This is a genomic window from Methanosarcina mazei S-6 (genome assembly GCF_000970205.1).
Lineage (GTDB): Archaea > Halobacteriota > Methanosarcinia > Methanosarcinales > Methanosarcinaceae > Methanosarcina > Methanosarcina mazei.
Genome location: NZ_CP009512.1, coordinates 2,990,070 through 3,013,451 on the forward strand (window position 1 = coordinate 2,990,070; position 23,382 = coordinate 3,013,451).

17 protein-coding genes are annotated in these 23,382 nt (G+C 43.2%); 11 read left to right on the forward strand and 6 right to left on the reverse strand.

The window, feature by feature from the left end; genetic code table 11:
- The first annotated feature begins 176 nt into the window (after positions 1 to 176).
- Both MSMAS_RS12815 and MSMAS_RS12820 read left to right on the forward strand, forming a co-directional pair.
- Positions 177 to 3,047: a type II/IV secretion system ATPase subunit gene (locus MSMAS_RS12815; protein WP_048046596.1), complete on the forward strand. Its 2,871-nt coding sequence runs from the start codon at positions 177 to 179 to the stop codon at positions 3,045 to 3,047.
- 13 nt (positions 3,048 to 3,060) lie between these two features.
- Positions 3,061 to 4,998 carry a hypothetical protein gene (locus MSMAS_RS12820; protein ID WP_011034222.1) on the forward strand — a complete coding sequence of 646 codons (1,938 nt, stop codon included), beginning with the start codon at positions 3,061 to 3,063 and terminating at the stop codon, positions 4,996 to 4,998.
- Between the two features lie 403 nt (positions 4,999 to 5,401).
- Here the strand turns inward: MSMAS_RS12820 and MSMAS_RS19575 are convergent, their stop codons facing one another.
- Positions 5,402 to 5,596, reverse strand: coding sequence for a hypothetical protein (locus MSMAS_RS19575; protein WP_048045913.1), 195 nt, complete (start codon positions 5,594 to 5,596; stop codon positions 5,402 to 5,404).
- Between the two features lie 22 nt (positions 5,597 to 5,618).
- Here MSMAS_RS19575 and MSMAS_RS12825 point away from each other — a divergent pair, with 22 nt between their 5' ends.
- The gene (locus tag MSMAS_RS12825; RefSeq protein WP_048045912.1) at positions 5,619 to 6,608 is read left to right on the forward strand and encodes a TolB family protein; all 990 of its coding nucleotides are present in this window, start codon (positions 5,619 to 5,621) and stop codon (positions 6,606 to 6,608) included.
- Positions 6,609 to 7,008: 400 nt separating this feature from the next.
- On the opposite strand, the gene MSMAS_RS12830 is transcribed toward MSMAS_RS12825, so the two are convergent.
- Positions 7,009 to 9,312 carry a PGF-pre-PGF domain-containing protein gene (locus MSMAS_RS12830; protein WP_011034220.1) on the reverse strand — a complete coding sequence of 768 codons (2,304 nt, stop codon included), beginning with the start codon at positions 9,310 to 9,312 and terminating at the stop codon, positions 7,009 to 7,011.
- Between the two features lie 390 nt (positions 9,313 to 9,702).
- Here MSMAS_RS12830 and MSMAS_RS18960 point away from each other — a divergent pair, with 390 nt between their 5' ends.
- Positions 9,703 to 9,873, forward strand: coding sequence for a hypothetical protein (locus MSMAS_RS18960; protein ID WP_155395266.1), 171 nt, complete (start codon positions 9,703 to 9,705; stop codon positions 9,871 to 9,873).
- 165 nt (positions 9,874 to 10,038) lie between these two features.
- On the opposite strand, the gene MSMAS_RS12835 is transcribed toward MSMAS_RS18960, so the two are convergent.
- The 4 genes from MSMAS_RS12835 to MSMAS_RS12850 form a co-directional block, all read right to left on the reverse strand.
- Complete coding sequence (locus tag MSMAS_RS12835; RefSeq protein ID WP_048036925.1) at positions 10,039 to 10,686, reverse strand: histidinol phosphate phosphatase domain-containing protein; 648 nt, start codon at positions 10,684 to 10,686, stop codon at positions 10,039 to 10,041.
- Between the two features lie 153 nt (positions 10,687 to 10,839).
- Positions 10,840 to 11,646 carry a 23S rRNA (uridine(2552)-2'-O)-methyltransferase gene (locus MSMAS_RS12840; protein WP_048036927.1) on the reverse strand — a complete coding sequence of 269 codons (807 nt, stop codon included), beginning with the start codon at positions 11,644 to 11,646 and terminating at the stop codon, positions 10,840 to 10,842.
- A gap of 57 nt (positions 11,647 to 11,703) precedes the next feature.
- A complete protein-coding gene (locus MSMAS_RS12845; RefSeq protein WP_048046598.1) occupies positions 11,704 to 12,537 on the reverse strand; it encodes a YoaK family protein in 834 nt (277 codons plus the stop codon).
- Positions 12,538 to 13,053: 516 nt separating this feature from the next.
- Positions 13,054 to 14,097, reverse strand: a complete 1,044-nt coding sequence (locus MSMAS_RS12850) for a Vms1/Ankzf1 family peptidyl-tRNA hydrolase (protein WP_048046998.1) — start codon at positions 14,095 to 14,097, stop codon at positions 13,054 to 13,056.
- 363 nt (positions 14,098 to 14,460) lie between these two features.
- On the opposite strand from MSMAS_RS12850, the gene MSMAS_RS18965 reads away from it, so the two are divergent.
- From MSMAS_RS18965 to MSMAS_RS12890, 7 genes are all read left to right on the forward strand, one after another.
- Positions 14,461 to 14,682, forward strand: a complete 222-nt coding sequence (locus tag MSMAS_RS18965) for a hypothetical protein (RefSeq protein ID WP_048043761.1) — start codon at positions 14,461 to 14,463, stop codon at positions 14,680 to 14,682.
- Positions 14,683 to 15,271: 589 nt separating this feature from the next.
- The gene (gene coaBC, locus MSMAS_RS12860) at positions 15,272 to 16,585 is read left to right on the forward strand and encodes a bifunctional phosphopantothenoylcysteine decarboxylase/phosphopantothenate--cysteine ligase CoaBC (RefSeq protein WP_080927512.1); all 1,314 of its coding nucleotides are present in this window, start codon (positions 15,272 to 15,274) and stop codon (positions 16,583 to 16,585) included.
- Positions 16,586 to 16,763: 178 nt separating this feature from the next.
- Complete coding sequence (locus MSMAS_RS12865; protein ID WP_048037228.1) at positions 16,764 to 17,666, forward strand: pantoate kinase; 903 nt, start codon at positions 16,764 to 16,766, stop codon at positions 17,664 to 17,666.
- Between the two features lie 428 nt (positions 17,667 to 18,094).
- A complete protein-coding gene (locus tag MSMAS_RS12870) occupies positions 18,095 to 18,856 on the forward strand; it encodes a 4-phosphopantoate--beta-alanine ligase (RefSeq protein WP_011034208.1) in 762 nt (253 codons plus the stop codon).
- A 30-nt stretch (positions 18,857 to 18,886) separates the two neighbouring features.
- Positions 18,887 to 19,540, forward strand: a complete 654-nt coding sequence (locus tag MSMAS_RS12875; RefSeq protein ID WP_048046600.1) for an HD domain-containing protein — start codon at positions 18,887 to 18,889, stop codon at positions 19,538 to 19,540.
- Positions 19,541 to 20,103: 563 nt separating this feature from the next.
- Positions 20,104 to 21,402, forward strand: coding sequence for an amidohydrolase family protein (locus tag MSMAS_RS12885; protein ID WP_048037226.1), 1,299 nt, complete (start codon positions 20,104 to 20,106; stop codon positions 21,400 to 21,402).
- Positions 21,403 to 21,690: 288 nt separating this feature from the next.
- Positions 21,691 to 22,926: an adenosylhomocysteinase gene (locus tag MSMAS_RS12890; protein WP_048046602.1), complete on the forward strand. Its 1,236-nt coding sequence runs from the start codon at positions 21,691 to 21,693 to the stop codon at positions 22,924 to 22,926.
- Positions 22,927 to 23,382 lie beyond the last annotated feature (456 nt).

A 23,382-nucleotide genomic window follows, 5' to 3' on the forward strand; every position in this document is an offset into this window, starting at 1 on the left:
TGAGATAGTAGTAACTATCAGAGTCAACTGAAAATATTTCCTGAAAGTATTCCCCGAATATTATAATGAATCCAAACATAGAAAGACGATAACGTTCATTAATAGAAAATCTTTAATACATTTGAACATAAGTTATGAAGTAATCAGGGGAAAAGGGGGTTTGAATTCTGGACATAATGCTAAAACTTCATGACGCCGCCAGCAGCTTGCAGGAAACTGCTAAAAGCCTGACTAAGGGAGCAGTTCAGGACAAAAAGAAAGAGGAAGAGGAAACCTGTCCTCACAGGATAAAACAGACGAAAAACAGGAAGACAATAATTATTAACTGCCGTGAATGTGAAGCCGGGTCTTCACTTAACGACCCGCACTGCAGGAGGAACATTTTCGGAATCCTGCAAAAAGAGATTCATGCCGACTGCCTTGTGCTCTCAAGGCTTTATGAACGGGACTACGAAGGAAAATCCCTGTCCCTGCTTTATGCTCTGGCAGGCTTTAAGGGAACTATTGCAGCATACAGGAGTATTGAAACTGTCCCCGAATCCTGTACCAGGCAGGAAAAGAGAAAATGTGAGCTGGAAAGAAAAGAAATAATTGATTTTCTTTCCGAAACCGTGGAAACAGATCCTTTAAAAGCCAGGTTCGAGCTCAGGGAGATAATTCGTGAAAAGAAGAGGGCAAAAGTTCCAGATACTACTCCGGATACTATCCGAGATGGCACGTCAGATACCATTTCAGATACCATTTCAGATACCATTTCAGATACCATATCAGCCTGTCTTATGTGCTCCGAATCCTTCTACCGGACCCTGAATGAAATAGAAGAAAAAATATCCTGTTTTCCTGAAATTTCTGAATTTCCTGTTATCAAAAAAGCCGGTTATGAATCCGGTTTTTTCCCGGCATCAGGCAGGTCAGAAGGTCATGAAGATGAAAACAAAAAGATAAATTTCCAGGAAGAAAAAACAGGAAAAAGCCCAAAGGTCAATTTAAAAGGAAGAAAAGCTGGGAACAGTGTTGGAAGCCTGATTGAAAACACCTCTGGAAAAGCATCTCCTGCCTCTTTATCGGGGATCTCCCTATCCAGGCATTTCCTGGATTCGGTTAAAGGGAAGGGTAAGAAAAAGGAGAAAACAGAGGAAAGCAAAAAGGACAAATTTGTAAATAATTCCGCAATCTCTACAGATTTCACAGACACTTTTTTTGACTATGAAAGCAGGATCAAATCTCACGTCAGACCACCTTTTTCCAGTTCGAGGATTTATACCGAGGCTCCGGAAAATACCGAATTTCTCGAATGTTACGACATAAATGGCAGGGAAGGAAGAAACCTTGAAGTCTCCATTTACCGCTACACAGACAGGCCGGAAAAGCTGTATATGATTCGGCCTCCGGAATACAACCTCAGGCAGGAAGAACTCAGGCTTCTTGAAAAAGTCAGGAGGAAGATGATCAGGCACAGGCCAAAAGACCTTGCTTTTGCAGACCCGACAGGAGCAAGGGAATACTTTAAGCGCATGGCAAAATCCCTCCTGGGAGAAGAATTGCTTGAAAGCGGGAAATCCTGCAGTCCGAATGAACTTGAAAGTTATGCCGACCTCCTTGCAAGGTATACAAACGGGCTCGGGATCGTAGAAGACCTCCTTTCAGATCAGAGAATAACGGATGTATACATCAATGCCCCTGCTGATACCAACCCGGTGCATGTTGTAATGGAAGGGGAGGAATGTACGAGCAATGTTTTCCTTTCGCAGGACGACCTGGATGCCCTTGTCTCAAGGTTCAGGACAATCAGCGGAAGGCCCTTTGGAGAAGCGATTCCCGTGCTTGAGCTTAACCTAGAGGCTTTCGGGGTAAGGGTATCAGTAATAGGGGACCCCCTCAGTGCAAACGGGCTTGCCTACGCTTTCCGAAAACATTCCCTTACACCCTGGACTCTGCCAAAACTGATCAATACAGGCTCGATTTCTCCTTTTGCAGCCGGGCTTTTAAGCTTCCTTATGGATGGGCAGGCTTCTGTCCTTGTTGCAGGAGAGGTGGGAGCCGGAAAAACATCTCTTCTATCGGCAATGCTGCTTGAAATCCCGCAAAAATACAGGATTTTGACAATAGAAGATACTCACGAACTCCCTACAGAAGAACTCCAGGAACTGGGCTGGAAAGTGCAGGGCATGAGTTCTCAGTCTTCAGTCCTGAAGTCCGGCGCGGAAATGAGCCCTGAAACTGCACTTCGGGCTGCTTTGAGGCTTGGGAGCTCATCTCTTGTGCTCGGAGAGGTAAGGGGACCTGAAGTTAAAGTGCTTTATGAAGCCATGCAGGTGGGAAATGCCGGAAACTCAGTTATAGGCACAATCCACGGCTCATCCGTTGAGAACGTTTATGAAAGAGTCGTACACACCCTTGGTGTCCCTCCTGCATCTTTTAAAGCTACGGACGCCGTAATAATCTGTTCAGGCATCAGGCCGGGTGGAAGCATGAGAAAAGTAAAAAGGGTCAGCAGAATTGCAGAGGTTACCTGTGCCTGTATAGAAGAACTTGAACCCTCTGAAATCTTTACCGACATCATGTATTACGATCCTTCTCAGGACTGCCTGCTTGCAGGAGAGGCTCTCGAACAGGGGCAGTCCGAACTTATAGGAAAAATTGCCCGGAAATGGGGAGTCACCATTGATACTGCCATAAAAAATATTGAACTCAGGGCCAGGATAAAAGAAAAAATTGCAGTTGAAGGAGTTAAAATGCCATTCCTGCTCGAAGCAGAAGCTGTAAGTGAAGCAAATAATATGTTCTGGCTGCTTTCGGATTCGACCAAAACAAATAGCAGGACTGGAACAGAAAACAGGACAGCGCGCAGAGCTGGTTTTGAAAATAGCCCGGATTCCGGTTCAGAAGTCTACCTTGAAGAGCTGTACACGCTATGGGAATTGTGGTTTGAGGATTTTATTAGAGAGCTGAGCGGAAAAGGAAAGCAGAGATTGGGAGTTCATCTGTCTGGAGAAAAAGCACTATCAGAGGAAAAACAGAGTCCAGAAACAAAAATAATTGCCTGAGGGGTCATGAAAGATGGAAGAAAGCGGCTGGTATGTAAGAGCCTGTAAATCCACAGCAAAACAATGGGAATGGGCTATCCCTAACCCTCAGGCCTTCAGCAGGAAATGTGAAAAAAGCGTGAGCCCTGAATACAGGGATGCCCTCAGGTTTACAGGTTTTGATCTGGAAGCCTTTGAGACCGTACTGTTTTCTTACGCCGGGACATTTGTGGCTTTAATCCTGCTGCTCGGGATAGATTTTTTCCTGCTCCTTTCCAGAAGTTTTGATTCTAAATCTCTTTTCATAATGGGGACCCTGACTTTTATTATTCCGCTGATAGTTCTCTACTACCTTAGCGAATATGTGAAGATAAAAGCCGGATTGATGAAAATATCCTCTCTTGGAGATATTCCGGAAATACTGAGCTATATTATCATGTCAATGAAGCTGGTCCCAAACCTTGAACACGCCGTCCTTTTTGCAGCCCGGAACTCCGGGAGACCTCTTGCCACGGACTTAAAAAAACTTACCTGGGACCTGAATTTAAGAATCTACAGCAGCATGGACGATGCCCTTCTATCTTTTGCCGACCTGTGGGGCAGAAACAGCGAATACTTCAAGCGTTCCCTGCACCTTATCAAGAGCTCAACAGCCGAACCCGACGAAGCCCAGAGGGTCATTACCCTGAACCGCGCCCTCGATATTAGCCTTGAAGGGACTGAAAACCTGATGGAAGCTTTTGCCGAAAAGCTGAAGACTCCAAGTTACATCCTCTACTCAATTTTTATCCTGATCCCGCTCGCCCTTGTTGCACTCCTGCCTGCAGTAACGGTTGTAGGGATGAAACCAAAAACCTCTGACCTTGTCCTTCTCTACGACTTTATTTTTCCACTCCTTGCAGCGGTCTATTCAGAGTATATCCTGATGCAGAGACCTGTCGCATTTGCCCCGAGAAAAATTCCAGACACCCATCCCGATCTTGCAGATATAAAGCAGAAGAAGCGAACTGCCATACTCACAGGAGCCCTGGTCTGTGCATTGACGGCTCCTCTGGGCTATATTCTTCTGGCTTCGGGAAACCCCGGTGGAATAGTTTCCACAAACCCTCTAGAGGGATACCTTCTTCCAGCCCTTCCTTTAGTTATTGGAGGAACTGCGGGACTTTCAATCTACCTGTACTTTTCATCTCTTCCGTACAAGAAAATAAGAGACAGAATAAAACAGATGGAGCAGGAGTTTGCAGACTCCCTTTTTGTGCTCGGCAGAAGGATTTCGGAAGGGAAAGCACCTGAAGAAGCCTTTGCCCATACTGCAAGGACGATGGAAGGCTCAAAAATAGGGGAAGCCTATGAGGGAATTTCCATGAACCTGCTCAGTATGAGGACAAACCTCAAAGACGCCGTTTTTGACGAAGAATTTGGGGCTTTCAGGCACGTATATTCCGAGAGGATAAGGAACACCATGCTCCTCTTTACGGAAAGCGTCCACAAAAACCACGAGGCTGCAGGTGCTTCGATTATCAAGCTTGCAGACCATTTAAAAGAACTCAGCGACGTAGAAGAGCGAATCAGGCGTTCCCTTTATGACGTCACCTCAACAATGCGTACCACCGCTGCGATTTTTGCGCCCCTTATTGCAGGAATTACCCTTGCCCTTTCCGAAGTTATTACAAAAATCCTGAACCAGGTAGCAGAAAGGGTGAGCAGGGTCCCGGCAGACCTTTCCGGAATGCCCGTAGAAATCAGCCCTGAAACTTTCTCTCAGTCAATTCCTCCGGACCAGTTCCTGCTTACGATAGGTGTCTACATTGTCCTTATCAGTGCAATCCTTACCCGCTTTGCAGGAGCCATAGAATATGGAGGAGAACGTGCGCAGTTGAAATACGACCTCGCCTGTATGCTTCCGGTAACTGTGGTCATCTTTGCGGTTTCAGCTGCTGCTTCAAGGGTTATTTTCGAAGGGCTGGTATGAAAAGAGAAAAATAAGTCGGAAATAAATAGCAGCAGCTTCCTGAACTATTATAAATTCGAACCAAGTTTCTATACATGATATATTAAATCGGTCAATTTAGGTCGGATTTTCGATTCGAGAACTTCTTAAATACTCCTAAATTCGTAATTTTATGGAAAAAATTTACCTGCTACCCTAAATTACGAATTCAATCAAAAGTATTTGGCGAATTATAAATTAGAGAATTTGCGCGAAGCTTGAAAGGAGACTTTACATCTGATACTAAATTTTTGGTTTGAATACCTTTGTTTTAATCAGTTTCGCTGGTATACTATTATTGCCGATATAAATCCATTTTTCGTTACAAATTTTATAAATTTAGAATATAAATAAAAAAATTTAAATTAGTTGTAAAGTTTTAGCATTAAATTACAAAATAATAAAGAGGTATTATGAAAACTAATGAAACCTCATATTCAATATTGCTGACATTAACAGTATTGATATTATTTTTAATTCTTGTATCATCTACGGCATCAGCAGCTGCCGGACAAAGAGTTTCACCTGAGCTCAATGAAACTAAGCTCACTACAAGCGGATCAGCGGGTTTTCCTGACATCTACGGCGACAGGATAGTGTATATGGATTGGCGCAATAAAGCCGAGATCTCTGATATCTATGTGTACGATCTTTCTACAGGAAAGGAAATTAAGATTACTACCAGCGAATTAGCACTCAATCCCAAAATCTATGGTGATAGGGTAGTGTATTGTAATATGAGTGGTGAAATGAGTGGTATTTACCTGTATAATCTCTCCACTAATAATGAAACTCGAGTTTCTACCAGCGGAATGGGAATATACACCTCTATCTATGGAGATAGGATAGTTTATTTGAATGAACTAGCTGGAAATGATATCTACACCTATGATCTTTCTACAAAAAAGGAAACCCGAATAACTACCAATGGGTCAGCAGCAATTCCTTCCATTTACGGTGATAAAATAGTATACCACGATTGGCGCAATGGATTCCTCAAATACTCTGATATCTACATGTATGATCTCTCCACTTCCACGGAAACTCGAATCACCAGCAGTGGATCAGCATTACTTCCTGCTATCTACGATGACAGGATAGTGTATTATGACCAGAGTAATGGAAAATACGATATTTACATGTACGATCTCTCTACAAATAAAGAAACTAAAATTACCAACAATGAAACTGCAAATGGAACTCATCCCCTGTATGGTACTCTTGCCATGTATGGTGACAGGATAATATGGCTGGAGCGGTCATCAGTTGAGGATTTGCAGCCCGGTGAAGACCTGTATTTTAATATCCATATTTACGATCTCTCGACTTCCAGTGGAGTCCGGATCTCCACCAGTAGAGATCTTATTAATTATCTTGATATCTACGATAACAGGATAGTATGGAGTAGCGATAATCGGACTGACATTAGCAATTCAACAGTTGATATCTATATGTGCACCATTTCAGAAGAGGATAAGGGATCGAATGACAAACGGCAATCCCGGATGGAAAAAAATAAAAGTATGCCTGGGTTTGACATTGTTGGTTGTATTACCTGTCTCTTTGGAGTATTCATGTACAGGAGAAAATAGAGATAAAGTAAATTATAGGCAGGTAGCGAGATTGTTAAGTCTATCAAAAAAGGCTTTAATTTTGAGAACCAAGTAAAAAACAGAAAACGACTTCTCATCTTACTACTACCTATTTTATCTGCATATCTTAAACAGAGAATAGAAGGCAAAGTTCATTATTGGAAAAGACGTTGTACAATGATACCCCTCTTTTCAGGTTCACAAACATTTGGTTCACAAACATTTACTATTCGCCTGCATGTTCCCGATTATTGTAATCATCCTTTGGGGTCTCAGCTGCGGCTTCAAGTGTAATTTTCGGCGGGCTGGTGTGAGATAGAACAGCCTGCTGAAAATAAAAAAGATAAGGGAATTAATTCCCTGTCTGTTTTTTATATCAAACCTATATTCAGACTTCTTTTTACTTTCTTCTATACAGGAACACTGCGAGCAGACCGGCTAACCCATAAATAGCTACAAATCCGGGGGTGTTCACACTTTCTTTCTGGACAGTTCCCGATTCTGGTTCATCCTCTATATTCTCAGCATCAGCTAACGCTGCCTCGGATCCAAAATTTGATCCTGTTTCAGTTCCCTTATCAATGTCTGCTGCTTTCGCCGTAATAGCAAATGAAGAAAATCCAGGAGTTTCGGCGGTGAAATACAGGAACTCATCATCCTCTTCAGATAGAGACACTGGCAGCTGTTCCCATTTTTTATCCCTGTATGTGTTAAGGGTGATGGAAGCCTGATCCATATCTTTCTCCTGTACCCAGGACTTTTCAACTTTAAAGCAGACTTCAGAGTTTTCGATATTCTTTGGAGTTGCATATCCGCTGTTGCCTACCCAGACATTGAAAGACTTATAGACTTCTCCTTCAGGAAGTTCGGAAACAAGTGCAGATCTTCCCTTTAATTCCTCGGCAATAGTTGTGGTCTTACCTGCAGTCTTTTTTGCGTCAAAGCTCGCGTAAACAACACATGTTGCCTTCTTTGTAAAGTCAAACTTAACTTCTTTTCCGTTTGTGATAAAGACCTGGCAAAGTTCTTTCACTTTAACGTTCTTTGCAGGTTCCGGGGAACCTCCTCCACCACCGCTGCTGCCGCTGCTGCCTCTCTTACTGCTTCCTCCACTGCCTGAGCTGCTATCGTCTCTGGAACCGTCCAGTACGGTTATCGTATCAATTTTATAGGAGAGCCCGTTCGGATTGGTTATGGTCAGGTTAACAAAATACGTACCTGGAGATTTATAAACGTAAACAGGGGCCAGGCCATCAGAATCAATCACCCCGTCGTTATTGAAGTCCCATGTTCTTGATGCCGCATTCTGGGAAGAGTCATTAAACTGTACCGCAAGAGGTGCATAACCCTCAGTTACATTGCAGCTGAAGTCTGCGATGGGAACTCCAGGAACCACAACATCCGAATCTGTAACGACTATGTAATTTGTTTTTACCACTGTACTGTTGCCTGCACTATTTTCTACAATCAGACCGACCGTATAAGTGCCAGGATCCGTAAATGTGTGCGTTGCGTTCATTGCATGTTTTGAATTTATGCCGTCGCCAAAGTCCCAGAGCCAGGAAGCTGAAGATCCTCCGGTACCACTTGCAGTAAATAACACAACCAGAGGTGCAGTTCCGGAAGTTACGTTGGCTGTGAAGTCGAAAACAGGCAATACCGGGTTGTACACGGCTGTGAGTGGCAGGTAGTCGTAGTTCTTTTTAGAAATTGCATAAGCTGAATCTGCAATACCATCTCTATTTGCATCAACAGCAGTCTGAGAGAACCCTGTTCCATCCGGCTTTGCCCAGTAATTGCCTCCCATATATGGGCCACCAATTATGTTTGTACCCTCAGTGCGTGAACTGTTCCAGACATATGTCTCTTCAAACTCTCCAAATTTCACATTCACTGTGTTGTTGAAATAATTGTTATAGGCTCCTTTTGATTCTATAGAACCGGTAACTTTAAGCCCACAGTCTGAACAGTAGGTGATTTTATTTCCAGTTAAATTTGCACCACCGGTTTCCCCAGCCAATACCCCTACACCACAATTTGTGATTTCGTTGTTTTCGAGATCATAAGATAAGCCAGAAACATGTATTCCGACATCACAGTTTCTTATTTTGTTACCACTAATAGGCGGTACATTTCTTTCATCGTAAACATAGATTCCTGTTGAGCAATTAGAAACTTCATTATTTGTTATTTCATTGTAATCCCCACAACAGGCTACATCTATACCATATCCTGAAATTATGTTTCCAGATATAGTAACAGCAGAACTTTCAGATTGTACAACAACACCACCATCTTCAATAATGTTGTTTGTTATGTGAGTAGGATTGTTAATTTGGTACTCAGAACTTCTATCAGAAGCCCAAATATTTGCAATCACATTTCCGCGTATATTAAAGCCAGTTAGTGTTGTACCAACATTGCTTAGAATGATAGTTGCCACAGTGCTGTCTTTTGGCCCAATAAACACGTTATTTGTTTCTGGTTTAATTGTTAGCCTTTCTTTTGAAACGTTTATGTTTTCAACATACGTTCCGGGTTTTATTAAAATTACATCTCCAGCTTCTGCAACATCTACAGCTTCCTGTATCGTAGAAATTTGTCCACTTCCACTGCCCACTATAATATCTCTTGCCGATACTGTGGACGGTATTCCTATCAGGAATACTAAAGTAAAAACTATAAGTAGAGTTTTACCCTTCACTTTATCTCCCCCACATAGATTTTATTTTTCAAAGCTAAAATTAAAATAGTACATCCCGTACTATCGACGCTATTAGACCCACAATATTAAATTATTTTGAGTTAATATATTTATATTTCTTTAAATGTAAATTATATATGATTAATTACACATTCTATAAATAACTAGACTATCCCCTCAATATATAATTCTACAAGCAAAATTTCTTCTGAATTTTGCTACTTACTCGTTTTGATTCAAAACTAAAATAGTTGAAAAAAAGACTATTTATGGTATTCGAGTGGTGCAGCAGGAACCGGCTTATAAACAAAAATCAAAGATTTTTAAAAATTCTGTTGAAATTTAAATGCTATACAAATTTAAGGCGATAAATCAAAATGGAATTTACTCTTGTCCTATAAGAGAGTCTGGTTTGCAGGGGTTACCCTGCATCTCGCAGTAAAAGGGCAGTTTCCAGCCCATGGACATGTATTTGCTGCGATATTCCTGAGCTTTATCATAGGAGACCTGATAGCCATACCCTTCGGCTACTTATCTGGAAAAAATGCGGCGAATAATTGAAAGTTTCGGCTTTTGTAAAGAGATTTTTGAATTGTAACATCTTATATTTTTTCAACCTGACATAGACGGATCAGTAGTTATTATTTCTACCCATAACGCTTTAATTTTTAAGTCCATCACAGCTTAAACTATCTTTGCTATATAGCTTAAACTATCTCTGCTATCTCAAACTATCTCCGCTACCTTCTTTTTCGAAGCCTTAAAAGCTTCCTTTGCCCTTGACTCAGTAAGGCCGGCCCCCATTGCAATTTTCAGAGCTGTTTCGTCAGTTATCAGGTTCTCAGGGGCATGAGTATCCGTATTCACGACAAGCGTTGCCCCGAATTCGACAGCAAGCCTTGCAACATGCCCGTTTGTCCTGTTGTGACCGTTCCTTGCAGTGATTTCAAGAAATACATTATTTTCTGCCGCAGTCCTGACATCTTCCTCAGAGATCAGGCCCGGGTGAGCCAGAATGTCCACATATTCACAGGCGACTGATGCCGCATTTGTACCTTGAGCTACAGGCTCTGAAATTGTTTCCCCGTGCACGACCACGATTTCTGCTCCCAGCTCTTTTGCCTTCTTTGCCATGGGAGCAATCTTTCTTGGAGGGACGTGCGTCAGCTCAACTCCGGAAAGGACGCGGATATCCCATTCTTCCTCCAGGTATTTTGCTTTTTTTGCAGCATCAAGAAGCTGTTCAAGGTTTGTATAGTCTGCGTGGTCCGTAAGTGCGATAGCCTCGTAACCGTGAATAACAGCCCGCCTGACGAGTTCGCTGGGGAGCAGTTCCCCATCACTGAAAATAGTGTGAGTGTGAAGGTCAATCACCTGAGATCACCGTGTTTGAAAAAAACTTAAACTTTTTTCACTGCCATATAGATTTTCCCTTACAGATATATACTTTCCTCATGAGGTATGGTTCTGGCACAATAATACTTACTAAAACCATAAGAGCCTGTCCCATATCCTTACATCCTGAGGTTAGTCAGATTTTTCACGGTTTTCGGTTTCAGAGCTTTCAAGCCTTTCTTCTACATCGGCAAATGCAAAGTTAGGTTTTACGTCCGAGATTTTTATGCGTACCTTTTCTCCGACTTCAACTTCCTTTACAAAGACCACAAAGCCCTCAATAAGTACAGCCCCGTCTCCACTTGAGCCAAGCTTCTCGATATCCACCACGAATTTGTCTCCTTTCCTGAGGGGAGCTGTAAGGAATTTCTTTCCGATAATATAAATCTCCGCACTCTGCGACCTTGACGCCTGAGGGGAGTAAGCCTTGACGCGGACAAAATTGTTTCTTACTTCGTCAAGGTAATCGTTGAACATATCTCCCTGGAAGACCTTAACAGCAAAGTTTCCTTTTGGTTTCAGGATCTTCTTTGCACATTCAAGAGCTGAAGTTGCAAGCTCAATTGACCGTGCATGGTCATATGACCAGTTACCTGACAGGTTCGGGGCTGCATCACAGAGCACCACATCTGCCCCTTTTTCTCCCACGATTTTAATGATTTTCTTTATTGTGGATTCTGCATTTATGTCGCCCTGGATGGTCTCGACTCCTTCGATAGGGTCTATCCTCTGCAGGTCAACACCGAGGACCTTCCCTCCGGAAAGCTGTTTTGCGACCTGAAGCCACCCTCCCGGAGCTGCACCTAAATCCACAACCGAGTCCCCCCGCTTGATAACATTATGTTTCTCATTGATCTGCTTGAGCTTGAAGGAAGCCCTGGACCGGTAACCTTCCTCTTTTGCCTGATGATAATAATAATCTCTTCTATCTCTTGCCATTGCTTACCTTCCCTGCACTGAAAGCTCATATAGCTTGCGCAGAAATCGTTTTGTCAATTATTCACTTAATCTTTTATTAATAATACCTGAATCTTTTTTGTTAATAGTACCGGAATCCTTTTTGTTAATAGTATCGGAATCCTTTTTGTCAATGATCCCTGAATCTTTATACTCAAATAACAGGTTCTTATTCTCATTTTCGTCCGCACTGAACAAAATTACAGAGCAAATTAGCACAATTACAGCAATCCACACTGCTTTAACGCCAATAACCGATGTAAGTAACCCTCCCGAGATAGCTCCTGCCAGGAACGAGAGGTTAATCGTAGAGAACCGGAAGGCTTGCAAAGCCGATTCACTGTCTTTTTTTGTGACAGCAGTATAAACTTCCTGTGTAGCTGACCTTAAGTTTCCGGTAATCATAGTTGTGTTATACGTGGAACCGGCAAGTTTACGGAATGAAGAAACCTGGACTGCTGAGACAAATGAGATTGCAACAGTCACAATGATGTTCGGGCTTGTATAGGGTATAAAACCTATGATAAAGAGGACTGCAATTTCAAGAATTAAAACTGCCTTTCCGGCATCCTGTACGAACAGGCGCATTGAAGGTTTTTTAATTATCTCGGCAGTTATTACTCCGAGAATGAATGCCAGAACAGGAACTGCATGAAGCATTGCTCTTCCCCATTCTCCTGTTGCAGCTTCTATGCCCATAAGCACGACGTTTCCGGTCTGGGCATTGGCGAAAACACCGCCTCTCCCCACAAATGTATAAGCGTCCAGGAATCCTCCCACAATTGCAAGGAGTATTCCAAGCTCTACAGATTCTGGGGTAAAACTATGTAAACGTGTTTTTCTTTCATTTTTTAATGTTTGAATTTTTTTCATTATGAATTCAAAATTCCTGTATAATACCTCCCTAAAAACCACATTAATATAGCTCTATATTATAAAAAGATACCTGATGAATTCTTTTTCGATGAGGGAGCTTTTCTCTGGCGTTTTTGGGAACTTTAGAGTAGTTACAGCTTCGCAGGGAAAAAACGTAAGCATACGCAAGTTAAATGCGTGTATGTACGAACATATGCAAGTATAATGAGTTCGAAAACAGAGTCAAAAAGAGAAACAAAACAAGATTCATCCTCTGTAATTAAGGAGGTTTTTTAAATATTATTGTCAGGTGTGGAGCAGAATAAGTCCCTTATTGGTTTACAGGATTGCCGTAATTATAATTGGCGAAAGTGTAATTGGCGAAAGTGTAATTGGCGAAAGTGTAATTGGCGTAATTATAATATTCAATAATAGATGTGAACTTCTCTGCTTCCATATTTTTCAGCTTTTTACATATGTTTATCAGAATCTACAGCAAATTTTTCAGTATTTTACAGTAAATATCTCCCAGTTTCATAGCAGATACCTTCTGGAGCTCAAAACCGTTCTGAGAATCTCCTCTCCACCCGTTTTTTCAACCTTAATATCAGCCGGCTTCTCAATAATCTCAGGGCTCAGAGGCAGGCGCTTCTCAGCTTCCCTTATAAGTGGAGTATCCCCGTTCAAAACAACGAAATCTACAGGGGAATTTTCTTCGAGTACTTTGTCCAGAGCCTCAAAGACTTTGTCCATGTGGTGGGCAATATCTTCTTCCCTGAGGCGTTCGAAACGGCGCTGGGAGAAACCCCCTTTGCTGTGTTTTTCTTTGACGCTGCTTTTGATGAATTCCTCCGTATCAAAAACACGGGCATCAGGAGCAAAGCCTATGAAAGACTCGCCTGCATGCAGGACAAGTATAAGCATGCGGCAGGAGGTATCCAGGTTTTCCTCAAGCGGAGCGGTCTCAAAGCTGTCCTTGATGTACCAGACAGCAGAGGAGACAGGGAAAGGAGGGACTATGGCTTCCGAGATCATGCTGTGCAGGTCGTAAAAAAAGACCATGCCTGTCTCAGTGTTGAGCCTGTCAAGAAGAGAGCAGGTTTCTTCTTCGACCAGCTCAAGAGTTTTTTCAGGAACTATAGCTAAAAGGCGAGTTCCGGCGGGCAGATATACAGTTAATAGATCCTCAGAAGGGGAACGGAAAGAACTGAGTTTTGAAAGGTAAGCCTGAACGGCAGAAGGGCTCAGGTTTTCAACCCCGCGGAACTCGAGCCTGTTCTGTGATTCAGTACGCATTTTATCAAGTTCATGCGAAAGGGTCTGAGTCCTTACACGTTCCTGGTTCAAGCGGGATTCAGCTTCCTGTCTGTCTGCAACTGCCTGTCTTGCAAGTGCTTCTTTCTTTTCAAGCTGGTTTTTTGTATTCTGCAAGCCCAGTTCGAGCTCGTCTACTCTTGAAGCAAGCCTCTCAACCTCCGTTTCCAGCCTGCCCTTTCCGGAGATTTTTCCTATAATGGTGCCCAGACCTTTTTTCCCGTCTGCGGCAACTTCTGTTTTTGAAGCCTTTTTGTCGGTCATCTGCCTACCTGCCTTATTCATAAAGTCTCATACTAACCTGAAAATTCCAGAAAGTAATTTGACTGTATAATATTAGCAATACCTTATTAAACATGCGAACCACAACCGCGAGATAAGACAGTTATGGATTTCAGAAAATGATTTCCAGTTTTGGGATCGGTTCAATATTTGTTGAGGCAGCTCTATCGGCAACTCTATCAGGTCATAAATGACAAAAATTTATTAAGATACTATCGAACTCATGAAATTGTCCGTCCAAATAACTATACCCGAAACCTGGCATCCCTTTACTTTGTCGCACGAAGCAAGAAACTTAGTCCTACAATTGGCATCACAGCAAACCAGTAAAGGAAATAAATCGCTATGAGACCGTTACTAAAAGATGCTTCGTGCGGGGACCTTGATGAAAGTTCCCAGATTGCAAAGAAAAGGGAAAATATAGAGATAATACTCGCTATAGATGAAACTGCAAGATATGCTTTCATCGAGTACGGATGTCCATGCAAAGATAAAAAGACCAGTAAAGAGAACGGGGACAGTAACGCCAGAAGTGTTATCACGACGGGAGTTACAAGATACCTGTAGCCATTCAGAAATTCTTCACCGCTAACTTTCCAAAAACTTATTATAACCAGTAAAAATAGAGAAATACAAAACGGGATTGCCAGATACCATCCGGGAAGTACTTTCCTTCCTTCTAATAAGAAAAGTACAGAACCAAAAAAAGAGATGAAGCTCATTAATTCTAAAAGGACATCTTCATCGGTACCGGGAAGCAAGTAAAATCCATTTGATAGAATTCCAACCACAAACATAAAGATAAAAGACATCAATGCCATCGCAATTTTTATCCTGATAAAATCACCTCTGTAAGATAAAAAATCGGATGAAAAGTTATAGTGACTGTTCCTCCAATATAGAATACCAATATGAATATAAAACTATTAATTACTTATAATTATTACAAGTTCAATTATACAAAATAGGAAAGTACGAATACTAATAAAATCAGACGCAAAATAATCACTCATACAAGAACCCGTCATTCAATTCATATCTTTATATTTCGAAAGTTTTAAGAATATCATATTTAATGTCACTGTGATTTCAGGATTTTTTCAAAAAAGCGAGATCATTTCCATAATTAATTCTTATTGATTATTTCGGTGCCTGAATGAAAAAACCATTGAAAGAGTCTAAAAATGAGAAGGATCAAACGAATCCTGACCAGCAAAACCCTTCCCGGAGTAAAGCTGAAAAAATCCATCCTACCCTCTGGATTCAGGGGCACAGGAGTTCCTCTCTTGCCGGAAAAACCATAGTCCTTGGCGTTACAGGAAGCATAGGAGCGATCAGGGTAGTTGAACTTTCAAGGGAACTGATCCGGAACGAGGCAGAAGTCCATGCAGTCATGACAGAGGCTGCAAAGCATATCCTGCACCCTGATGCCCTGCATTATGCCACGGGAAACCCTGTAATTACCGAACTGGGCGGCAGGGTTGAGCATGTGGAGTTCTGCGGGTTCAAGGGCAGGGCAGACCTTCTTTTAATAGCGCCGGCAACCGCGAATACCATAGGGAAAATCGCATACGGCATAGATGATACCACAGTCACCTCTTTTGCGACAACGGCTCTCGGTTCAGATGTCCCTGTCATGATTGTCCCTGCAATGCACGAGTCCATGTACAGGCACCCTGCCGTAACTGAAAATATAGCGAGGCTGAAGAGCTGGGGGATCTCCATGGTGGGCCCCAGGTTCGAGGAAGGCGTTGCAAAAATCGCTTCAAACGAAGAAATAGTCCTCGAGGTAGAAAGGGCTCTTGGTGACCGTAGCCTGGAAAACCTGAAGGTAATTATTACAGGCGGCTCAACTGCAGAAAGCCTTGACCCGATAAGGGTCCTTACAAACAGGGCTTCGGGAAAGACCGGCAGGGAGCTCGCCCTTGAAGCTTACCGCAGAGGCGCTGATGTAACCCTTGTGCATAGGGACAGGCTGGGGTTTGCTGGCATCAGGGAGATTTTTGCAGAAAGTGCTGCTGAAATGACAGAAGCTGTGCTTTCGGAACTGGAAAAAGGGTATGATGTCCTGATAAGTTCTGCAGCGATTGCAGACTACACAGCAGAACCTTCTCCTGAGAAAATCAAATCCGGAGGGGAGTTTATTCTGAAGCTGAAGCCCACCCGGAAATTGATAAAGGAATGCAGGGAAAAATATCCCGAACTCGTGATAATAGGTTTTAAAGCCGAAACAGGCATCGAAAAAGAAGAGCTTCTAAGAAGGGCAGCTGCAACCCTTGAAGGGACAGAACTCGACATGATCGCAGCAAACGATGTAGGAAAAGGCGGAATGGGTACTGAAGAAAATGAACTTTACCTGCTTGGGAAGGGAAAATCCGGGCCCAGGCACGTAAGTGGAAACAAGCGTAAACTTGCAGCCAGTATCCTTGAGGAGGTTTCCGAAATTTTAAATTCACGGCAGGTTCTCTGAGAGCCTTGTCGCCCTCTGGAAATAAAGACAAAATGAAACCGGAGCCGGTAGAGTGGTCAATCTGCTATATCGGCTAGTTATGCAAACAGACCTGCGCAATATTTTACAAAACAGGAACTTCAATAAAGCAAAAATTGACTTTGAAAAATAGCTTAAACAATAAAAAAAGGCGTTTTCTATGTATACATACGAGAGTGAAGGGGCAGACTTTTTCGCAAAAGCATATGCTCCAGGGCATATCACAGGTTTTTTTCAGATCCATGAGCATAACGACCCCCACCGCAAAGGATCTACAGGCTGCGGAATTGTTCTCAACGGAGGAGTTACGACCGAAGTAAAGGTCGGGAAATCCGTGGAAAATACCGAGATATTCCTCAATGGAAAAAAAGTTGAAGGCAAAACCACCCGCACGGTTGTGGAAATGATGACAGATGAGCCTGTAAGGGTGAAAAGCTGGGCAGAAATCCCTGTAGGGTGCGGGTTCGGAGCATCCGGGGCAGGAGCTCTCGGGGCAGCTTACGCTCTTAACAGGGCACTTTCCTTGAACAGGACTGTAAACGGCCTGACAGAATACTCTCACGTAGCTGAAGTTGTCAACCGCAGCGGACTTGGGGATGTTGCTGCCCAGTCCAGCGGCGGAGTGGTAATCAGGCTGCATCCCGGAGGACCACAGTTTGGAAGCGTGGACAGGATTCCTGCCCCTGAAGCAAGGGTTTTCTGTATTGTACTTGGAGAGATTTCTACGGATTCTGTTCTGGCAGACGAGACTGCTGCAGGAAAAATCAATGCCGCAGGCAAAGCTGCAATGCTCGAGCTGCTTAAAACCCCGACTCTTGAAAACTTTATGCATCAAGCGAAAAATTTTGCCAGCAGCACAGGACTTATGAGCAGCACGGCACAGGACGTTATTGAGGCTGCATATGCAAATGGGGGGCTGGCTTCTCAGGCAATGCTCGGGGATACTGTCTTTGCAGTCGCCCCTTACAGCCAGGAGTTTCCCCTTTACGAAGCCCTTCAGGAGTTTGGCCAGGTTCTGGAATACGGCATCAGCACCTGTATACCCAGATTACTCTATGACTGAGTTTCAGATAGAGATTCAGACCTTAACTCCTTATAAATTATATATGCTGTATCCGGAATATATGCTGTATCCGGAATATATGCTGTATCCGGAATATATGCTGTATCCGGACAGAGCCTTTCAGGGAACAAAAAAGACATAAAAGATACAAAAATAGACGTCAAAAATGGAAAAATTACGGAGAATAAAAATCCGATTTTTGGAAATAACGTGTCTGGAAAACTGAAACCTGTAAGAGGTTCCGGAGAATGCTTTTGAGGCAAAAAAATTAACGGAAAGGTCTTTGCTGAAGAAAACACCCAGAACTTAAATATTATTGAAATTAAAGAGTACTGAACCGCATAAAATGCCCTTAGATCAGGGCAAAGCCCTTAAAATTCCAGATAGCAGGAATGAAAGTAACACAAGTATAAAGGTAAGCGACCTACATGACAGATATACCGCACGACCACCCGAGGTACGAATCCCTGCTCGCCCGTGAAAAGGTTGCAGCAGGGGTAAAAATGGGAATTACAAGTATCCAGGGACTTATTGCCCAGGGTAGAGGCGAGAGTTTTGATTACCTTATTGGTGAAAGAAGCACAGAGTCCGCCCTGTATGCAGAGAGAGCTGCAGTTGCTGCGCTTCTCCTCGCTGAGAATCCGGTAATTTCAGTAAATGGTAATGTTGCAGCCCTGGCACCTGATAAAGTAGTTACCCTTGCAGATATCACCGGAGCCAGGATTGAAGTAAACCTTTTCCACAGGACTGACACACGGGTACATCTCATAATAGAACAGCTGAAAGCAAGCGGGGCTGCTGAGGTGCTTGGAAAGAACCCGGATGCGAGCCTTGAACTCTCACACGACAGAAGGCTTGTGAGCAGCAAAGGGATCTATACCGCAGATGTCGTGCTCGTCCCCCTGGAAGACGGAGACCGCTGCGAGAAGCTTGTAGAGATGGGAAAGACTGTGATAACAATCGACCTGAACCCTCTTTCACGGACCTCGAAAACAGCCACGATATCTATTGTTGACAACCTTACGCGAGCCCTTGGAAATATGGCAAAATTCGCGCAGGAAATGAAAAAGGAAAGGAAAGAAGAGCTTGTGAAGCTGATAACCACCTACGATAATAAAAGGACCCTTTCCGAAGCGATTTCCGAAATCCAGGAACACCTCAAGACCATGGCCGCAGAAACAGGGTACTGAAAGCCAATAATTATCCAGAACAGGCAACATATGGACCTTATAGAAAAAACGAGGGAATTTGCAGCCACTTTTCAGGAAGGAGAGCCCAGTTCCCACGATATGTCCCACATAAACCGCGTAGAAGCCCTCTGCATGGAAATCCAGAAAGAAGAGGGAGGAGACCTTCTCATTTTAAGTCTCGCCGCCCTTCTGCATGACGTTGGGGTTATCAAAGAACATGAAGAGGGGGGAGACCATGCTCTCTACAGTTCTGAGATAGCCACCGAGTTCCTGTCGAGGGCAGGCGTTGAAATGAAAACTGTTGAAGCTGTGGCATACTGTATCCAGACTCACAGATTCAGCGGGGGGAAACGCCCGGAAACAGTAGAAGCCAGGATCCTGCAGGATGCAGACAGGCTTGATGCCCTCGGCGCGATTGGGATTTTCAGGTCTATCCTGGCAATGGGAGCTCTCAGGATGCTGAAGCACACAACAGGGCTTGACAAAGGGAGTTCAAAAAAGACTGTATATATAGAGGATCCTGTTGAAGGTTTTAATGAATACATGCGCTACAAGCCTTTTACAATCCCCGAAAGGTTGAATACAGTCACGGCAAAGAGGATTGCAGGAGAAAGGCTGAAGATAATGCACATTTATCTTGAAGCTCTGAACCTTGAAGCTGGAAACGGCAAACATAAACCTTAAAAATAACCTTTTAAGCCCAAGAATTTAAATCCAAATTTTTGAACCCAAGCATTTGAATCAAACTTTTGAATCCAGGCATTTAAATCCAAACTTTTGAATATGAAAGTCTAAATCAGAAACCTCGCTGAAGTAAAGAGCCTGTGGAAAAGAGTTTAAAAACATTAAATATGGTTTTTTCGGAAATAATGATGGTTTTTCACTTTCCAGACTATTTCAGGTCAAGAGCTCAGGCAAAAATGTTTTATAAAGACTCGGCACTTTATAATGAAAATTCTAAGAAAATTTTCGGGTATTCTAAAAAGTGCATGAGGATTTTCAGGACAACTTTTTTTATGATAACCTCATAAACTCGTGTTCATCATCTGACAGGTTCAGTTTACAAGTTCAGTTTAGTAGATAAAGTTCAATAAAAGGCGGTTCAACAAAAGCGAAGTTAGCAAAATTTCAGTTCAATTAAAGGCTGTCTAATAAAAGCGAAGTTAACAAAGTTGCAATTCAATAAAAGGCAGTTCAATAAAGGCGCAGTCGACAGAGTTGAAATTCAAACCTCAGGATATGATGATATGGCTGACATAATAATAAAAAATGCTTATGTTTTAACAATGGACCCTGACGCAGGAGATATTAAAAAAGGGACTGTTGTTATTGAAGATGGAAAAATCACGGAAATAGGAGTGAAAACAAAAGAAAGTGCCGATACCGTGATTGACGCAAAAGGCTCTGTAGTGATGCCGGGGCTTGTAAATACGCATACCCATGCAGCAATGACCCTCTTCCGGGGTTATGCCGACGACCTTCAGCTTGCAGAATGGCTCGAGAAGCATATCTGGCCTGCCGAAGCCCAGCTTACGGCAGAAGATGTTTACAGAGGAAGCCTGCTCGCGTGCCTTGAAATGATCAGATCCGGGACGACCTCATTTGCAGATATGTACTTCTTTATGGACGAGACTGCAAAGGCTGTAGAGGCATCCGGACTCAGGGCTTCGCTTTCTCACGGTCTAATCGAACTCTGGAACGAAGAAAAAGGGGAAAATGACCTGAAAGAAGGAAAACGCTTTGTACGCGCCTGGCAGGGAGCAGCGAAAGGCAGGATAAAAACAATGTACGGCCCTCATGCTCCGAATACCTGTTCTGATGAGTTTCTTGCAAAGGTGAAGGAGGCAGCCAGACAGGACGGAGCGGGGCTTCACATTCATGTCCTGGAAACCGAAGCCGAACTCCTGGCAATGAAAGAAAGGTACGGGAAATGCTCGGTACATATGCTCGATGATATCGGGTTTTTCGGTCCAGACGTGCTTGCCGCCCACTGTGTGTGGCTTTCTGACGGGGATATAGAGGTCTTAAGGGAAAAAGGGGTAAATGTGTCCCATAATCCCATAAGCAATATGAAACTGGCTTCCGGAACCGCTCCCGTGTATAAGATGCTCGAAAGAGGAGTAAATGTCAGCCTCGGGACTGACGGCTGTGCCTCAAACAACAACCTTGACCTGTTTGAAGAAATGAAAACTGCTGCCCTTCTCCACAAACTGAGCACATGCAACCCCACTGCCCTTCCTGCCCGCCAGGTGCTGCAGATGGCAACCGTTAATGGAGCAAAGGCTCTTGGAACGGAAACCGGCATGTTGAAGACCGGAATGAAGGCAGACATGATCATAGTTGACATGAAAAAACCGCACCTCACTCCCTGTTTTGACGTGCCATCCCATCTTGTGTACTCTGCAGGAGGAAGCGATGTCAGGACAACAATCGTGGACGGAAAAATCCTTATGCAGGACTACAGAGTTATGGTGCTGGACGAGCAGAAAGTCATCGAAGAAGCCCAAAAAGCCGCAGAAGAGCTGGTAGCAAGGGTAAATTCCTGAAAACAATCCGGCATGAAAATCGTCCGGGGTATAATGCATAATGCATGATACATAATAATACAGGAAAAGTGAATATTGACAGAATTACAGAAAAAGTAAGTATTGACGGAAATACGGGAAAAGTAAATATTGACGGCAGGATTTAATTACCGGTCTACATAAAGTTTCAGCAGCCTGAGTTACAGGTGTAATTGCAGAGTAACCGATATAAGCCATATTCGGTCATTTCATTCAAAAATTCTATCTACTTCATTCTATCAATCATTTATCCAGTATAACGGGATCACCATGACAGAAAAAGAACTCATAGAATCCGGAAACATGAAAATGGAATGGGCAAGAAACCACATGCCCGTTCTTGCAATCATCAGAGAAAAGTTTGAGAAAGAAAAACCCCTCAAAGGGCTCAAAGTAGGAATGGCACTGCACGTGGAAGCGAAAACCGCAGTCCTTGTCGAGACTCTCGCTGCTGGAGGTGCACAGGTAGCAATTTCAGGTTGCAACCCCCTGAGCACACAGGATGATGTGGCAGCTGCTTTAGATACTCGAGAAAACATAAACTGTTTTGCTAAGTACGGGTGCTGCACGGGCGAATATTACGAAGCAATTGACAGAGTCCTTGATATTGAGCCTGACATCACAATCGACGATGGTGCAGACCTGATTTTTAAGCTTCACAAAGAAAGGCAGGAAATGCTTCCGAAAATCCTCGGAGGCTGCGAAGAGACCACCACAGGGGTACACAGGCTTCATGCCATGGAAAAAGACGGCGCACTCAAGATGCCGGTAATAGCAGTAAACGATGCCATGACCAAGTACCTTTTTGACAACCGCTACGGGACAGGCCAGTCAGCATGGGACGGTATAAACCGTACTACAAACCTGCTTGTTGCAGGCAAGAATGTTGTTGTTGCAGGCTACGGCTGGTGCGGGCGCGGGGTTGCAATGCGGGCTACAGGCCTTGGAGCAAGCGTAATCGTCACTGAAATAGATCCCATAAGAGCCCTTGAGGCAAGAATGGACGGGCACAGGGTTATGAAAATGTCAGAGGCTGCAAAAATCGGGGACCTCTTTGTCACTGCAACAGGAAACCGCGATATCCTCACAGCAGACCACTTTAAGGTAATGAAAGACGGGGCAATTTTAGCAAACTCAGGCCACTTCAATGTGGAAATTGACATGGAAGCCCTTGATTCTCTTGCAAAATCCACACGGACTGTCAGGCATAATATCAAAGAATATGACATTGGCAACAGGCGCATTAATGTGATCGCAGAAGGAAGACTCGTAAACCTGGCTGCGGGCGACGGGCACCCTGCCGAGGTTATGGATATGAGTTTTGCAAACCAGGCCCTCTGTGTCCGTTATATTGCAGAAAATAAGCTTTCGAGCGGAGTCCACGGGGTCCCGAGAGAACTTGATACCTATGTTGCAAAACTGAAGCTTGAGTCTATGGGCATAGCCACCGATGAGCTTACTTCCAAGCAGGAATGCTACATGAGCGGCTGGGAATGTGGAACGTAATTTGAAATAAGCTACAGAAGATAATTTCAGTAATTTTAAAATGTTGATTCACAGGTGCAATGAATGCAGGCAGTTCTCCATCTTCAGAAATGCAGTACATTCATTGCATTTGATTCTATGCCCATTAGATAAAAATATTGAGAGTTTTTATTATTTATACGGAAAAGGACTCGGGTTTCCCGAGTTTAGAGTATATATTTCCTGAGTTTAAAGGGTATATTTACTGAGTTTAGAGGATATATTTACTGATTTAAAGGATATATTTACTGAGTTTAGAGGATATATTTACTGAGTTTAGAGGATATATTTACTGAAGTTAGACGGACATATTATCAAAACTGTACTCATTCGGGGTCTGTTGCGTTTAATTTTAGAACCTTGATTTCTTCAAAACATCCATGAACTATTTTAGGATTAAAATACGGGCTTCTTTTAAGGGAATAACTGGACTTTACG